16 protein-coding genes, 1 tRNA gene and 2 pseudogenes are annotated in these 14,887 nt (G+C 68.7%); 7 read left to right on the top strand and 12 right to left on the bottom strand.

Going from position 1 to position 14,887, the window contains the following annotated elements:
* Nucleotides 1-78 precede the first annotated feature (78 nt).
* The 3 genes from GLX30_RS22175 to GLX30_RS22165 all read left to right on the top strand — a co-directional run bounded on the left by GLX30_RS22175 (nt 79) and on the right by GLX30_RS22165 (nt 1,511).
* Nucleotides 79-579, top strand: a complete 501-nt coding sequence (locus GLX30_RS22175) for an HNH endonuclease (RefSeq protein WP_347879806.1) — start codon at nt 79-81, stop codon at nt 577-579.
* Nucleotides 576-1,409 (top strand): HNH endonuclease, encoded by an 834-nt coding sequence (locus tag GLX30_RS22170; protein ID WP_159691657.1) that lies wholly within the window; start codon nt 576-578, stop codon nt 1,407-1,409. The genes GLX30_RS22175 and GLX30_RS22170 overlap by 4 nt, the downstream gene beginning before the upstream one ends.
* Nucleotides 1,410-1,435: 26 nt before the next feature.
* Nucleotides 1,436-1,511: transfer RNA gene (locus GLX30_RS22165), tRNA-Leu, on the top strand.
* A gap of 51 nt (nt 1,512-1,562) precedes the next feature.
* Here GLX30_RS22165 and rdgB read toward each other — a convergent pair.
* The 4 genes from rdgB to GLX30_RS22145 form a co-directional block, all read right to left on the bottom strand.
* Entirely contained in the window at nt 1,563-2,165 is a 603-nt protein-coding gene (gene rdgB, locus GLX30_RS22160) for an RdgB/HAM1 family non-canonical purine NTP pyrophosphatase (RefSeq protein WP_159691655.1), read from the bottom strand.
* A gap of 16 nt (nt 2,166-2,181) precedes the next feature.
* A complete protein-coding gene (locus GLX30_RS22155) occupies nt 2,182-2,568 on the bottom strand; it encodes a hypothetical protein (protein WP_159691653.1) in 387 nt (128 codons plus the stop codon).
* Nucleotides 2,569-2,712: 144 nt separating this feature from the next.
* Entirely contained in the window at nt 2,713-3,447 is a 735-nt protein-coding gene (gene rph, locus GLX30_RS22150; protein ID WP_159691651.1) for a ribonuclease PH, read from the bottom strand.
* Nucleotides 3,448-3,530: 83 nt separating this feature from the next.
* Nucleotides 3,531-3,818, bottom strand: coding sequence for a PTS glucose/sucrose transporter subunit IIB (locus tag GLX30_RS22145; protein ID WP_268247311.1), 288 nt, complete (start codon nt 3,816-3,818; stop codon nt 3,531-3,533).
* A gap of 183 nt (nt 3,819-4,001) precedes the next feature.
* On the opposite strand from GLX30_RS22145, the gene GLX30_RS22140 reads away from it, so the two are divergent.
* A complete protein-coding gene (locus tag GLX30_RS22140) occupies nt 4,002-5,261 on the top strand; it encodes a PTS transporter subunit EIIC (protein ID WP_159691649.1) in 1,260 nt (419 codons plus the stop codon).
* Between the two features lie 251 nt (nt 5,262-5,512).
* Nucleotides 5,513-6,780 (top strand): annotated as a pseudogene (locus GLX30_RS22135) (PTS transporter subunit EIIC).
* Nucleotides 6,781-6,871: 91 nt separating this feature from the next.
* Here GLX30_RS22135 and GLX30_RS22130 read toward each other — a convergent pair.
* The 8 genes and pseudogenes from GLX30_RS22130 to clpS all read right to left on the bottom strand — a co-directional run bounded on the left by GLX30_RS22130 (nt 6,872) and on the right by clpS (nt 12,642).
* Complete coding sequence (locus GLX30_RS22130; protein ID WP_159691647.1) at nt 6,872-7,624, bottom strand: MBL fold metallo-hydrolase; 753 nt, start codon at nt 7,622-7,624, stop codon at nt 6,872-6,874.
* Nucleotides 7,625-7,853: 229 nt separating this feature from the next.
* Complete coding sequence (locus GLX30_RS22125; protein WP_159691645.1) at nt 7,854-8,804, bottom strand: cysteine synthase; 951 nt, start codon at nt 8,802-8,804, stop codon at nt 7,854-7,856.
* 6 nt (nt 8,805-8,810) lie between these two features.
* On the bottom strand, nt 8,811-9,089 hold the full coding sequence (locus GLX30_RS22120) for a MoaD/ThiS family protein (protein ID WP_159691643.1): 279 nt from the start codon (nt 9,087-9,089) through the stop codon (nt 8,811-8,813).
* A gap of 87 nt (nt 9,090-9,176) precedes the next feature.
* Complete coding sequence (locus GLX30_RS35920; RefSeq protein WP_268247309.1) at nt 9,177-9,308, bottom strand: putative leader peptide; 132 nt, start codon at nt 9,306-9,308, stop codon at nt 9,177-9,179.
* 167 nt (nt 9,309-9,475) lie between these two features.
* A complete protein-coding gene (locus GLX30_RS22115; RefSeq protein WP_005317009.1) occupies nt 9,476-9,898 on the bottom strand; it encodes a M67 family metallopeptidase in 423 nt (140 codons plus the stop codon).
* 80 nt (nt 9,899-9,978) lie between these two features.
* The gene (locus tag GLX30_RS22110) at nt 9,979-11,430 is read right to left on the bottom strand and encodes an amino acid permease (protein WP_159691641.1); all 1,452 of its coding nucleotides are present in this window, start codon (nt 11,428-11,430) and stop codon (nt 9,979-9,981) included.
* Between the two features lie 308 nt (nt 11,431-11,738).
* Nucleotides 11,739-12,331, bottom strand: a pseudogene (locus tag GLX30_RS22105) (DUF2017 domain-containing protein).
* Nucleotides 12,331-12,642 carry an ATP-dependent Clp protease adapter ClpS gene (gene clpS, locus GLX30_RS22100; protein ID WP_159691639.1) on the bottom strand — a complete coding sequence of 104 codons (312 nt, stop codon included), beginning with the start codon at nt 12,640-12,642 and terminating at the stop codon, nt 12,331-12,333. Before clpS ends, GLX30_RS22105 begins: the two are co-directional and overlap by 1 nt.
* Before the next feature lie 95 nt (nt 12,643-12,737).
* On the opposite strand from clpS, the gene GLX30_RS22095 reads away from it, so the two are divergent.
* Both GLX30_RS22095 and GLX30_RS22090 read left to right on the top strand, forming a co-directional pair.
* The gene (locus GLX30_RS22095; RefSeq protein ID WP_159691637.1) at nt 12,738-14,066 is read left to right on the top strand and encodes a nicotinate phosphoribosyltransferase; all 1,329 of its coding nucleotides are present in this window, start codon (nt 12,738-12,740) and stop codon (nt 14,064-14,066) included.
* Nucleotides 14,067-14,272: 206 nt separating this feature from the next.
* A complete protein-coding gene (locus tag GLX30_RS22090; protein WP_159691635.1) occupies nt 14,273-14,857 on the top strand; it encodes an isochorismatase family protein in 585 nt (194 codons plus the stop codon).
* Nucleotides 14,858-14,887: the final 30 nt, after the last annotated feature.

Raw genomic sequence — 14,887 nt, 5'->3', positions numbered from 1 at the left:
TCGACGACCTGGGACGAAGCCGTGCGCGGATCCGGAGGGATACCGACGCCGGGAACAAGGCGCTACCTGCGCCGTCGGATGGAGGCCTTCGGGATAGACACCTCACACCTGCGGTCCGGGCGGGCACGGCACACGGAGGAGCGGTTGCGTGAGCTGGTGGCTCGGTCGACCAACGTCCGCGAAGTCGTGCTGGGCCTGGGTATCAACCCTGTGGGAGGCAACCACGCGCACATCAGCCGCCGGATCACTGCTCTCGGCATCGACACCTCTCACTTCTCCGTTCCACGTCAGCGGGCGCCGAAAGGGTCCCGCGGTGACGTACTGACACTGCGTGACCCAAGCGAAGGGCGAGTTCCCGGCAGCCGACTCCGCCGGAACCTCTTGCAGAGGGGGTGCCCCGAAATCTGCACCGAGTGCGGCATCGGCACACGATGGAACAACAAACCCCTGCGCCTCGAAGTGGACCACCGAAACGGGGACTGGTGGGACAACCGACCCGACAACCTACGGCTCCTGTGCCCCAACTGCCATGCGGTAACGGACACTTACCGAGGCCGGAAGAGGGCGACCACCGGATGAGCACCAAGTATCCCCGCGACCTCCTGATGAGGACCGCGGCGGCGTCGACGAGCCTGGTCGACCTCATGCGCCGGGTCGGCGCCCCCATGGGCAGCATCGCGCAGCGGTACCTTCGCCACCGGCTCGAGACCTACGCGATCGACACCTCCCATTTCCTCGATGAGCCGCTGCCCCCACGCGAACGCCGCTCGTACTCGAAAGAGCGGCTCTCGAAAGCCGCGGCAAGTTCGCACAGCATCCGGGAAATGCTGGAGTACCTGGGTTACGCGCCGGACGACAGCCCCTACAGCCACATACGCAAGAAGCTCGACCAGTTCGGCATCGACACCTCGCACTTCACCAGCGGCCGGCGGTACGGCACAGAAACTCTCGCCCGCGAGGATCTCGCATCCGCCGTACAGGCGTCCACGAGCCTGGCGGGAGTGCTCAGGCTGTTGGGAAGACCGAACAACGGCTCCTCGCGGAGGTCGGTTCGGCGGAGCATCGAAGCCCACGGGTTGTCGGTCGAGCACTTCACCGGCCAGGCTCACTGCCGAGGCGTACCCTCTCCGTACCGAAGAGCCGCCGTCGACGTTCTGCGACGCCAGGAATCCGGATCGCACCGCACCCGAACGACGCTGCTTCGGCGGTCGCTGGACGATCTGGGTGTGCCCCATGTCTGCGTGGAGTGCGGAATCGGGGATGTCTGGCGGGGGCGGCCCTTGGTACTGGAGATAGACCACATCAACGGCGACCGTCTGGACAACCGGCTCGAGAACCTCAGGTACTTGTGCCCGTCGTGCCACAGCCAGACAGGCACCTTCTCCCGGGGCACTCCTGCACGGCGTTGAAGGTGGCGCAGTACAGTGTCAGCCGCGGGTCCGTACCCCAGCTGGCCAAGAGGGCGCCGGTTTAGGTCCGGTGTGTCGTGGGTTCGAGTCCCACCGGGCCCACAGTGAGGGGCGTGGCACCGAATCGGTGCCACGCCCTTGTCGTGCGTCGGCTCAGCCCAGCAGTTCCTTCACCACCGGCACCAGCGCCCGGAACGCCTTGCCCCGGTGGCTGATCGCGTTCTTCTCGTCCGGGGTCAGTTCCGCGCAGGTACGGCTCTCGCCCTCCGGCTGGAGGATGGGGTCGTAGCCGAAGCCGTTCGTGCCGTGCGGGGAGCGGCGGAGGGTGCCCTGGAGCCGGCCTTCCACGACGCGTTCCGTGCCGTCGGGGAGGGCGAGGGCTGCCGCGCAGGCGAAGTGGGCGCCGCGGTGGGGGGTGTCGATGTCGAGGAGTTGCGCGAGGAGCAGGTCGAGGTTCGCCTGATCGTCGCCGTGGCGGCCGGACCACCTCGCGGAGAAGATGCCGGGCGCGCCGCCGAGGACGTCGACGCAGAGGCCGGAGTCGTCGGCGACGGCGGGCAGGCCGGTGGCCTTGGCGAGGGCGTGCGCCTTGAGGAGGGCGTTCTCGGCGAAGGTGACGCCGGTCTCCTTGACGTCCGGGATCTCCGGGTAGGTGTCCGCGCCGACGAGTTCGTGGGTGACGCCCGCGTCGGCGAGGATGGCCCTGAGTTCGGTGATCTTTCCGGCGTTGCGTGTGGCGAGGATCAGTCGGGTCATGTCCCGATTATCGGGGTCACCCGGGGGTGCAGACCTTGCCGATCTCGGTGGCCGCGTCGGTGACGGGGGTGACGTCGGGGGTGGCGTCGCCGTTCTCTATGGACTTGCGGACGTTGTCGACGCCGGTTCCGAGGTCCTCGACGGCTTTGGTGAGGTCGGCGTTGTCGGTCTTGTCGCCGAGGCTGTCGAGTTCGCGGTCTATGTCGTCGAGTGCCTCGCGGGCCTTGGTGGGGTCCTCGGTGGCGCTGGAGACGGCCTCTTGGAGTTTGTTGACGCTGGTGGCGATGGCGTCGGCCGTCTCGACGCAGTCGAGTGCCTTGTCGAGGGCGCTGCAGCCGGCGGCTGCGGGCACGATGAGGGCAGCGGCGGCGATGGTGAGTGCGATGCGGCGGCGCGCAGACATTCTGACGGTCCTCCCGGATACGGACGGGCGCACGGTTCGGCCCGTGCGCCCGTATCGACTACGACGCCCTGTGGGGGCTTCTTGGTTGCTTCTTCACCTGGCGGTTTCCGCCCGTGGGCCCCTTGCGGCGGCGGACGCCGGAGGCTACTGGGCGCTGCGCCCGAGGGCTTCGGCCTGGAGGGCGGCGAGGTCGGCGCAGCCTCCGGTGGCGAGGTCGAGGAGGGCGTTGAGCTCCTTGCGGTCGAAGGGCTCGGCTTCCGCGGTGCCCTGGACCTCGACGAAGCGGCCGTCGCCGGTGCAGACCACGTTCATGTCGGTCTCGGCGCGGACGTCCTCCTCGTAGCAGAGGTCGAGGAGGGGGGTGCCGTCGACGATGCCGACGCTGACGGCGGCGACGGTGCCGGTGAGGGGTTTGCGGCCGGGCTTGACGATCTTTTTGGCCTGGGCCCAGGCGATGGCGTCGGCGAGGGCCACGTAGGCGCCGGTGATGGCGGCGGTGCGGGTGCCGCCGTCGGCCTGGAGGACGTCGCAGTCGAGGACGACGGTGTTCTCGCCGAGTGCCTTGTAGTCGATGACGGCGCGCAGGGAGCGGCCGATGAGGCGGCTGATCTCGTGGGTGCGGCCGCCGATCTTGCCGCGTACGGATTCGCGGTCGCCGCGGGTGTTGGTGGAGCGGGGGAGCATCGAGTACTCGGAGGTGACCCAGCCTTCGCCGCTGCCCTTGCGCCAGCGGGGGACGCCTTCGGTGAAGGAGGCGGTGCAGAAGACTTTGGTGTCTCCGAAGGAGATGAGGACGGAGCCCTCGGCGTGCTTGCTCCATCCGCGTTCGATGGTGACGGGGCGGAGCTGTTCGGGGGTGCGGCCGTCGATTCGAGACATGGCGCCGAGCCTATCGGCAGATGGGTGAGGGGCCTGTTCCGCTCGGCCGGATCAGGCCCCTCGTGCGTCGGTGTCCGCTCAGGTCACATCATGTCTTCGATGTCGGCGGCGATCGGGTCGGCGTCGGTGCCGATGACGACCTGGACGGCGGTGCCCATTTTGACGACGCCGTGGGCGCCGGCGGCCTTGAGGGCGGCTTCGTCGACAAGGCTGGGGTCCGCGACCTCGGTACGGAGGCGGGTGATGCAGCCTTCGATCTCCTCGATGTTGTCGATGCCGCCGAGCCCGGCGACGATCTTCTCAGCCTTGCTGGCCATGTCTTTCTCCCTGCGTTCGGAGCGTTGAGCGTCCGGCCCACCGCCTCGGCCCACCGTAGGTCCGGGTTGTCACGGTAACGCACGGTTGGCCCATCTTCACGGGCGAGTAACCGTCTTGTATCGAAAGATGACGATCACCGGTGCCCTGTCTCGCGACCGGGCTCCAGGACCGTATCGCGACTGGTCTACACCAGTCTGCAACAGCTGCCAAACCAGCCCTGTTCCGGGAGGACGCCGATGAGCTCCGAGAGCGCGGCCGCGCCGCGGCAGAAGTGGTGGAACGGACTCTTCCAGGGGCTGCAGAAGATCGGCCGCAGCCTGCAGCTCCCGGTCGCCGTGCTGCCCGCGGCGGGTCTGCTTGTCAGTCTCGGCAACCTGTTCGACGCCTCGCTGGACGGCCCGTTCTGGGACCGGACCTCGGAGGTCCTGATCAAGGGTGGGGGCGGCATCCTCGACGGCAGCCTGGGCCTGCCGCTGCTGTTCTGCATCGGGGTCGCGATCGGCTTCGCGAAGAAGGCCGACGGTTCGACCGCGCTCGCGGCGGTGGCGGGCTTCCTCGTCTACTACAACGTCCTGAAGGCTTTCCCGGTCGACGGCACGGTGACGGAGGCGATGCCGGACGGCACTCCGCAGAACCCGGGGGTGCTCGGCGGCATCCTGATCGGTCTGCTGACGGCAGTCATCTGGCAGCGCTACCACCGCACCCGGTTGGTGGACTGGCTGGGCTTCTTCAACGGGCGCCGGCTCGTCCCGATCATCATGGCGTTCGTGTGCTGTGTGCTGGGGGTGCTGTTCGGTCTGCTGTGGGACCCGGTCGGTGACGCGCTGACGGCCTTCTCGAAGCGGCTGATCGACCTCGGGGCGTGGGGCGCGGGCATCTTCGGCGTCGCGAACCGGCTTCTGATCCCGATCGGGATGCACCAGTTCCTGAACACGTTCTTCTGGTTCCAGGCGGGCGAGTACGAGGGCGACGACGGCACGGCGGTGCAGGGCGACCTGACGCGCTTCTTCGCCGGGGACCCCGACGCGGGTCTGTTCATGTCGGGTTTCTTCCCGATCATGATGTTCGGTCTTCCGGCGGCCGCTCTGGCGATCACCCACTGCGCCCGGCCGGAGCACCGCAAACGGGTGGGCGGCCTGATGTTCTCGGTCGGCCTGACGTCGTTCGTGACGGGCGTGACGGAGCCGATCGAGTTCTCGTTCATGTTCGTGGCGCCGCTGCTCTACGGGCTGCACGCGCTGCTGACGGGGGCGTCGATGGCGATCACCTGGGCGCTGGGTGTGCATGCGGGCTTCAGCTTCTCGGCCGGTCTGATCGACTACGTCGTCAACTGGCACCTGGATACGAAGCCGTGGCTGATCCTGCCGATCGGCGCGGGGTTCGCGGTGATCTACTACGTCGTCTTCCGGCTGGCGATCACTTTGTTCAATATTCCTACACCTGGGCGCGAGCCGGAGGAGGTCCAGGAGGAGATGGACCGGGAGGCGACCAAGTAGAGCCGTCGACCAGGCAGGGAAGGCCTTCGGGACCTCGGGTCCCGGAGGCCTTTTGCGCGCATTGACCGGATCGTTATCCGGTCCGGAAAATTCGCAGGTTCCTTATCTAACCCTCACCGTGCTACAACAGGTCTACACCACTCAATGGTGTAGACCATGCGGTCCAGACCATAGGCCGCATTCCCCTTTTGAGACGCCGCCCTCCCCCGTTTTCTGTCCTCTGGCGGCGCCTTGCCCACTGGAGGAAGTTGATGTCCACGGCCAGCGCCGCCCCAGAGGCGGACAAGAAGAAGACGGGCGCAGGCGTGATGGCTGTCATGCAGCGCATCGGCCGCAGCCTGATGCTGCCCGTCGCCGTGCTGCCCGCCGCCGCGCTCCTGGTGCGCTTCGGCCAGGCGGACATGCTCGGCAAGGAGTCGTTCCCGAGTTCATCACCAAGATCGCCGGTTACATGGCGGCCGGTGGTGGCGCTCTGCTCGACAACATGCCGCTGCTGTTCGCCGTCGGTATCGCCATCGGCTTCGCGAAGAAGTCCGACGGTTCGACCGCGCTGGCGGCCGTGACCGGCTACCTGGTCTTCAAGAGCGTGCTGGCCCAGTTCACGGACAGCAACCTGCCGAAGGTCGCCGCCGTCGCCGACGGCAAGATCGTCATGAACGAGGCGCCGGTCAACGCCGGTGTCCTCGGCGGTGTGGTCATGGGCATCGTCGTCGCCCTGCTGTACCAGCGCTTCTACCGCACCAAGCTGCCCGACTGGGCGGGCTTCTTCGGCGGCCGGCGCCTGGTCCCGATCCTCTCCGCCTTCGCCGGTCTGGTCATCGGTGTCGTCTTCGGTCTGATCTGGCCCTGGCTCGGCGCGGGTCTGCACAACCTCGGTGAGTGGCTGGTCGGTTCCGGCGCGGTCGGCGCGGGCATCTTCGGTGTCGCCAACCGGGCCCTGATCCCCGTCGGCATGCACCACCTGCTGAACTCGTTCCCGTGGCTCCAGGCCGGTTCGTACGAGGGCAAGAGCGGCGACATCGCCCGCTTCCTCGCCGGCGACCCGACCGCCGGACAGTTCATGACCGGCTTCTTCCCGATCATGATGTTCGCCCTTCCGGCGGCCTGCCTCGCGATCGTGCACTGTGCGCGCCCCGAGCGCCGCAAGGTCGTCGGCGGCATGATGTTCTCCCTCGCGCTGACCTCGTTCGTCACCGGTGTGACCGAGCCGATCGAGTTCACCTTCATGTTCATCGCGCCGGTGCTGTACGCGATCCACGCCGTGCTGACCGGTGTGTCCATGGCGCTGACCTGGGCGCTCGGGATGAAGGACGGCTTCGGCTTCTCCGCCGGCGCGATCGACTTCCTGCTCAACCTGGGTATCGCGTCCAACCCGTGGGGCCTGGCCCTGGTCGGCCTCTGCTTCGCGGCGGTCTACTACGTGGTGTTCCGCTTCGCGATCACCAGGTTCAACCTCCCCACGCCGGGCCGCGAGTCCGACGAGGAGCTCGCCGAACTGCAGAAGGCCGAGGCGAAGTAGGCCTCGCGTCACCACGGCAAAGGCCCCTGTCCTCCGTCGGGAGGGCAGGGGCCTTTGCCGGTGCTCATGCGGCCGGTGGGCCGCCCGGGCGTCAGATCTCGTAGACCGCGCCGGGCCGCGCGACCTCCGTCGGGCCGTCGTACACGGCCCGGGCGTCGCGCAGCGTCTGCCCGGGGTCCGTCCACGGCGGGATGTGGGTCAGGACCAGCCGGCCGGCGTTCGCGCGCCGGGCGTAGGCCCCGGCCTCTCTGCCGTTGAGGTGGAGGTCCGGGATGTCCTCCTTGCCGTGCGTGAAGGACGCCTCGCACAGGAAGAGGTCCGCGCCTGCGGCGAGGTCGTCGAGCGCGTCGCACACACCGGTGTCTCCCGAGTACGTCAGCGTCCTACCGCCGTGCTCCAGCCGGATGCCGTACGCCTCGACGGGATGCGCCAGCCTCTCCGTGAAGACGGAGAAGGGCCCGATCTCGAAGTGCCCCGGCTTCAGGGTGTGGAAGTCGAACACCTCGCTCATGGAGGAGGCGGACGGCGTGTCGGCGTAGGCCGTGGTCAGACGCTGTTCGGTGCCCTCGGGGCCGTGGACCGGGATGGGGTCGCAGCGGCCGCCGTCGTGGCGGTAGTAGCGGGCCACGAAGTAACCGCACATGTCGATGCAGTGGTCCGCGTGAAGGTGGCTGAGGAAGATGGCGTCGAGATCGTAGAGACCACAGTGGCGCTGCAACTCTCCGAGGGCGCCGTTGCCCATGTCGAGGAGCAGCCGGAAGCCGTCGGCCTCTACGAGGTAGCTCGAGCAGGCCGATTCCGCGGACGGGAACGACCCGGAGCAGCCGACGACGGTGAGCTTCATGGAGCTGGAACCTCCGTGGACGGGGAGGGCTGGGGGAAGGTCGTGCGGTGCGTCGAGCGTAAGGCGCGAAACGGCCGGTCGCTCCTCAGCCGCCCCGTGTTGTGGGTAACGTCACCCCCCGTCCCGGGTCGGGAACGAGGGGTGACATCGCCTGGTTCGTATGAAGTTGTGACCGCTCACGGTCTTCGGGTGTCCGGCCCTCCGCGCCGCGGGCCGACCACGGCCGGGGTCAGGCCCAGAGCTGGCCCTGCAGGGTCTCGATCGCCGCTTCCGTCGTCTCCGCGGTGTAGACGCCCGTCGACAGGTACTTCCAGCCGCCGTCGGCCACCACGAACACGATGTCGGCGGACTCTCCGGCCTTGACGGCCTTCTTCCCGACGCCGATCGCGGCGTGCAGCGCCGCGCCCGTGGAGACGCCCGCGAAGATGCCCTCCTGCTGGAGGAGTTCACGGGTGCGGGTGACCGCGTCCGCCGAGCCGACCGAGAAGCGGGTGGTCAGCACGGACGCGTCGTACAGCTCGGGGACGAAGCCCTCGTCGAGGTTGCGCAGGCCGTACACGAGGTCGTCGTACCGCGGTTCCGCGGCCACGATCTTCACGTCGGGCTTGTTCTCGCGCAGGTAGCGCCCGACGCCCATGAGGGTGCCGGTGGTCCCGAGTCCCGCGACGAAGTGGGTGACCGACGGCAGGTCGGTGAGGATCTCCGGGCCGGTGGTGGCGTAGTGGGCGCCGGCGTTGTCCGGGTTTCCGTACTGGTAGAGCATCACCCAGGACGGGTTCTGCTCGGCGAGCTCCTTGGCGACGCGTACGGCGGTGTTGGAGCCGCCGGCCGCGGGCGACGGGATGATCTCGGCGCCCCACATCTTCAGCAGGTCACGCCGTTCCTGCGAGGTGTTCTCGGGCATCACGCAGACGATGCTGTAGCCCTTGAGCTTGGCCGCCATCGCCAGCGAGATGCCGGTGTTGCCGCTGGTGGGTTCGAGGATGGTGCAGCCCGGGGTGAGGCGGCCGTCCTTCTCCGCCTGTTCGACCATGTGGAGCGCGGGGCGGTCCTTGATCGAGCCGGTGGGGTTGCGGTCCTCGAGCTTGGCCCAGATGCGGACGTCGTCGGAGGGCGACAGCCGCGGGAGCCGGACCAGCGGCGTGTTGCCTACGGCCGCGAGCGGGGAGTCGTATCGCATCAGCGATCAGACCATGCCGCCGGCGACGGCCGGCAGGATCGTGACGCTGTCGCCGTCGGCGAGCTTGGTGGAGATGCCGTCGAGGAAGCGGACGTCCTCGTCGTTCAGGTAGACGTTCACGAAACGGCGCAGCTGGTCGCCCTCGACGATGCGCTCCTGGATGCCGTTGTGGCGGGACTCGAGGTCGGCGAAGAGCTCGGCGAGGGTGTCCCCGTTGGCCTCGACGGCCTTGGCGCCGCCGGTGTAGGTGCGGAGGATGGTCGGGATGCGGACCTCGATGGCCATGACGTGGGCTCCTGTTGTGGAAGGTGGCGTAGGGGCGCGCGGCTGTGGCCCCCGCGCGAGGGGGTGTGGCTGGAGTGCGCTGTTCCGTCAGGCTGTGCCGTGGGAACGACAGGGCGCGGCCGTACACATCGCGCTGGCGAGGCGGCACAGGTCGACGTGCAGCCGCGCCACGAGCAGCAGAGTGCTCGGCGTCTTGTCGCTCACGTCAGGGGGAACCATGCGCTCATCGTATCGATTCCCGGTCCGCCCCTCGGAGTGTGATCTCGCATGGTGGACGTTATGCGCTCAGAATTCGGACTTGGGGCGCCCGGAGGGGGTTCCTCCCGCTCTGCGCCGGGTGTGCGCGGCGCGGCGGGACCTGCTCGTCGGGCGCCCGCGGCGGAGGCTCAGTAAGCCTCCACGACCTTCACGTCCTCTTCGGTGATCTCACCGTCCACGATGCGGAACGAGCGGAACTGGAAGGGCCCCGCGTCGTCGGTGTCCGCCGTGGAGACCAGGACGTAGTGGGCGCCGGGCTCGTTTGCGTAGCTGACGTCGGTGCGGGAGGGGTACGCCTCTGTCGCGGTGTGCGAGTGATAGATGATCACGGGCTCCTCGTCCCGGTCGTCCAGCTCGCGGTAGAGCTTGAGCAGGTCACCCGAGTCGAACTCGTAGAACGTGGGCGAACGGGCCGCGTTCAGCATCGGGATGAAGCGCTCGGGACGGCCGGAGCCCTCCGGTCCGGCGACGACGCCGCAGGCCTCGTCCGGGTGGTCCTCGCGGGCGTGGGCGACGATCTGGTCGAAGAGGGCCTGGGTGATGGTCAGCATGGGCCACAGGATAGGCAGACGGCCTCCGGATCCGAGATCCGGAGGCCATCAGGTGAGACGAGCGGTGGACAGCGCCGTCGTCAGTCGGACTTCGCCGCGTACTCCCGCTGCGCCGCCCGCTCGGTGATCTGCGGGTTGTTCCGCCTCAGCACCTGCCAGCCGACGGCGAGGCCCAGGGCCCAGACGGCGGCGACATAGAGGGAGATCCGGCCCGCCTCGTCGAAGGCGACCATGCCGGTCACGCCGATGAGGAAGAGCAGGGCGACCCAGCTGAAGAGGGCGCCGCCCGGAGCCGGGAAGGACGAGGCGCGCAGCCGCCCGGCGTCCACCGCAGAGCGGTAGCGGATGTGGCTGACGAGGATCATCATCCAGGTCCAGATGCCGGCCGCGGTGGCGACGGACACCACGTATCCGAAGGCCTTCTCCGGGACGATGTAGTTGAGGACCACACCGATGCCCATGAGGGTGACGGACACCGCGATGCCGAGCGCCGGCGTGCGGCGGCGGTTGAGCTTGCCGAGCGCCTTGGGGGCCTCGCCGTTGGAGGCGAGGTCGCGCAGCATCCGGCCGGTGGAGTACATGCCGGAGTTGCAGGACGACAGGGCCGCGGTGAGCACCACGAAGTTGACGATGCCCGCGGCGAGCGGGATGCCGATCTTCTCGAAGGCATGCACGAAGGGGCTCTCGCCCGCGGAGAACTCGGTCCACTTGACCACGGAGAGGATCACGACCAGGGCGCCGACGTAGAAGATGATGATGCGCCAGGGCAGCGTGTTGATCGCCTTGGGGAGGGTCTTCTCCGGGTCCTCCGACTCTCCCGCCGTCACACCGACGAGCTCGACGGCGAGGTAGGCGAACATGACGCCCTGCAGGGTCATCAGGCTGGAGCCGATGCCGTTGGGGAAGATTCCGTCGTAGGACCAGAGGTTGGAGACGGAGGCGGTGTCACCGGCGTCGGAGAAGCCGAGGGTGAGGACACCGAGACCGATCACGATCATGCCGATGATCGCGGTGACCTTGATCATCGAGAACCAGAACTCGATCTCGCCGAAGATCTTCACCGAGATCAGGTTGACGCCGAAGAGCACCACCAGGAAGACCAGTGCGCTGACCCATTGCGGGATCTCGGGGAACCAGAAGTGGATGTAGATGGCGGCCGCGGTGAGCTCGGCCATGCCGGTGACGATCCACATCAGCCAGTACGTCCAGCCGGTGACATAGCCGAAGAACGGACCGAGGAACTCCCGGGCGTACTCGGCGAAGGAGCCGGAGACGGGCCGGTAGAGGAGCAGCTCGCCGAGAGCTCGCATGATGAAGAAGATGACGACGCCCGCGAGGGCGTACATCAGGATGATGCTGGGTCCGGCCTTGGCGATGTTCGCGCCGGCCCCCATGAACAGGCCCACGCCGATGGCACCGCCGATGGCGATCATCTGGACCTGCCGGCTGCCGAGTCCACGCTCGTAGCCTTCTTGCGAGGTGTTGCCCCCGGCCTCGTCGCCGGTGTGATTGTCGACCTGCACCGAGGTCATGGTGATGCGCCTTTCTCCATGCCGATCCGCTCCCGCTGCGTCGAGCGGCTGCGGATCAGGTCCTGATCCCCCCGGATATGGATGGAGTGCCTCCGGCGGTCGGCCGGACGGGGCGCACTCGGGAGACAGGGGTGGCGTCCCCCGGGCGGTCGTGAAGATCTATCACGACGGCAACAGTGATCCACCGGCTGGAGAGTGGCGCAGGCCACAAGGAAATACGGACAAACAACGCGCCGCATGAGGAACGGTGACGATCCATTGACGGGATCGTTATGCGGATTTGAGACTCCGTTGAGCGAACGGACGGCTCAGGACATCAGAGTCTCGACGAGCGTCTCCTGCAATGCGCCGAGCCACAGATACGCCATGACCATCGGCTTGCGCGGGTCGGAGTCCGGGAGGCGGTAGAGGTCCTCGTTCTCGTCCTCGTCGCCGACGTCGAGACGGGTGCCGATGGTCAGCCGCAGGTCGTTGAGGGCGCCGAGCCAGTGGAGGCAGTCGTCGGCCGCCAGTTCCATGACGGCGCCGCCGTCACCCGCCGGGGTGAGGGCGTCGAGGCTGCGTACGACGGCGAGGGCATCCTCCCGCTTGCGGGTGCGCAGGTCGGTCTCGGTGAACCGCCTGAACTCGGACGAGGCGGCCCTCAGCTCCTCGTCGGGCGTCCCCGCCTCCGGATCGGCGTACGCCTCCGGGAACAGGCGGGCGAGCGCGGGGTCGGACGGGGGCTCGCTCGGTCCCTCCGCGAAGAGGGCCGCCAGCGGGTCCGCCCCTCCGCCGGCTCGTCGCCCGGCCCGATGAGCTCGAGGAGCTGGACAGCGAGGGAGCGCAGGATCGCGATCTCGACCTCGTCCAGGGCGACCGCGGCCCCGCCGCCGTCGAGCGGCTCGAAGTGAGAGCTCATCAGCCGCGGTCCTGGGTCAGCGTGGCCCACAGTCCGTATCCGTGCATCGCCTGCACGTCACGTTCCATCTCCTCGCGGGTACCGCTGGAGACGACGGCGCGCCCCTTGTGATGGACGTCGAGCATCAGCTTGTGCGCCTTGTCCTTCGAGTAGCCGAAATAGGCCTGGAAGACGTAGGTGACGTAGCTCATCAGATTGACCGGGTCGTTGTGCACCAGCGTCACCCAGGGCACATCGGGCTCGGGGACGGCGTGCGCCTCCTCCGCCGACTCGGTTCGTTCGATCTCTACGGGCATCGTCACCCAACCCATGCTGCCACCCGGGAGGCCGTATCGCACAAACGCCCCTCGGCCCCGCCGGAAGCACATCTCGTCAGATTGACGAGATGTGCGCTAGCATCACCGTCATGAACACAGCAGACCTTGGGCTGCCGGTGGACGTGCCGTCGACCGCGCTCTTCACCGATCAGTACGAGTTCACGATGCTGCAGGCGGCGCTGAAGGCCGGCACGGCCGAGCGGCGATCCGTCTTCGAGGTCTTCACCCGACGCCTGCCCGAGGGCCGCCGCTACGGCGTGGTCGCCGGGACCGGCCGCGTCCTGGACGCCGTGGAGAACTACCGCTTCGACCCGGGAGTCCTCGGCTTCCTGCGGGAGCAGCGCATCGTCGACGAGCCCACGCTCGAGTGGCTCGCCCGCTATCGCTTCAGCGGCGACATCTGGGGCTACCCCGAGGGCGAGGTGTACTTCCCCGGTTCGCCGATCATCCGGGTCGAGGGCACCTTCGCCGAGTGCGTGCTGCTGGAGACGGTGATCCTCTCGATCCTCAACCACGACTCCGCGATCGCGGCCGCCGCCTCACGGATGTCCGCCGCCGCGGCCGGACGCCGGCTCATCGAGATGGGCGCCCGCCGCACGCACGAATTGTCGGCGGTCGCCGCGGCGCGCGCCGCGTACGTCGGCGGCTTCGACTCCACGTCCGACCTCGCGGCCGGCTTCCGCTACGCCATCCCCACCGTGGGCACCAGCGCGCACGCCTTCACCCTGCTGCACGACAGCGAGCGCGGCGCGTTCCGAGCGCAGGTCGACTCACTCGGACGGGGTACGACGCTGCTCGTCGACACCTACGACGTGGCAGAAGCCGTCCGCACGGCCGTCGACATCGCCGGTCCCGAGCTCGGCGCCGTCCGTATCGACTCCGGCGACCTGCTGCTCGTCGCCCACCGGGTGCGCCAGCAGTTGGACGAGCTCGGGGCCGTCGACACCAAGATCGTGGTCACCTCCGACCTCGACGAGTACGCCATCGCCTCGCTGGCCGCCGCGCCGGTCGACGCCTACGGCGTCGGCACCCAGCTGGTCACCGGCAGCGGCCACCCCACCTGCTCGATGGTCTACAAGCTTGTCGCCCGTGCCAGGTCCACGGACACCGCCGCGCCGCTCGAGCCGGTCGCCAAGAAGTCCCTGGGCGGCAAGACGTCGATCGGCGGCCGCAAGTGGGCCGCGCGCCGCCTCGACGCCGACGGGATCGCGGAGGCCGAGATCGTCGGCGTCGGCGAGGTGCCCCCGGAGCTCGCCGAGCGGCAGCTGCTGGTGGAGTTGGTCAAGGGCGGCGACGTCGTCGCCCGCGAACCGCTGGACGCGGCCCGCGCCCGGCACACCGCGGCGCGGGCCGGTCTGCCGCTGTCGGCGATCCAGCTGTCGCGCGGCGAGGCGGTCATCCCGACCGAGTACGTGTGAGCCGACCGGAATGAACCACCCGTAAGGGGGCAAGGAGCACGACGACCCGCCCCACGGACCGCAGCCCCCTCCCCTACGGCGTGGCGAGTGTCTACGCTCGGTAGTTCTGTTCGCCGCCGGTTCTGTGTGCCGGCGGTCGTGGGCGGCCCGCCGCCCCCTTCCATCCGCCCTCCGCCGCCCGCCCATCCCACCGAAGGACACCCGCCATGCACCGCGCCTTGATCGTCGTCGACGTTCAGAACGACTTCTGCGAGGGCGGCAGCCTCGCGGTGGCGGGAGGTGCCGATGTCGCGGCCGCCATCACCGAACTCATCGGCCACGCCCAGCCCGGCTACCGCCATGTGGTCGCCACCCGCGACCACCACGTCGAACCGGGCGACCACTTCTCCGACCACCCGGACTTCGCCCGCTCCTGGCCGCCGCACTGCGTGGCCGGCACGGAGGGCGTCGGTTTCCACCCGAACTTCGCACCGGCCGTCGCCTCCGGCGCGATCTCCGCGGTCTTCGACAAGGGCGCGTACGCGGCGGCGTACAGCGGCTTCGAAGGCGCCGACGAGAACGGCATGACACTGGCGGAGTGGCTGCGCGCCCGCGACGTCAGCGAGGTGGACGTCGTCGGCATCGCGACCGACCACTGTGTGCGGGCGACCGCGCTGGACGCCGCGCGGGAAGGCTTCCGCACGAATGTGCTGCTCGGACTGACGGCCGGTGTGTCGGCGGACTCGACGGCGCGGGCGGTGGAGGAGATGCGCGAGGCGGGCGTCGAACTGTCGGGCAAGCCGGTGGTGTGACGCCGCGCCCGGCCCGCCGCGCCGGTGTCC

It is taken from the genome of Streptomyces sp. Tu 2975 (assembly GCF_009832925.1).
Taxonomy (GTDB): domain Bacteria; phylum Actinomycetota; class Actinomycetes; order Streptomycetales; family Streptomycetaceae; genus Streptomyces.
This window is presented reverse-complemented; position numbering and strand designations above follow the sequence as displayed.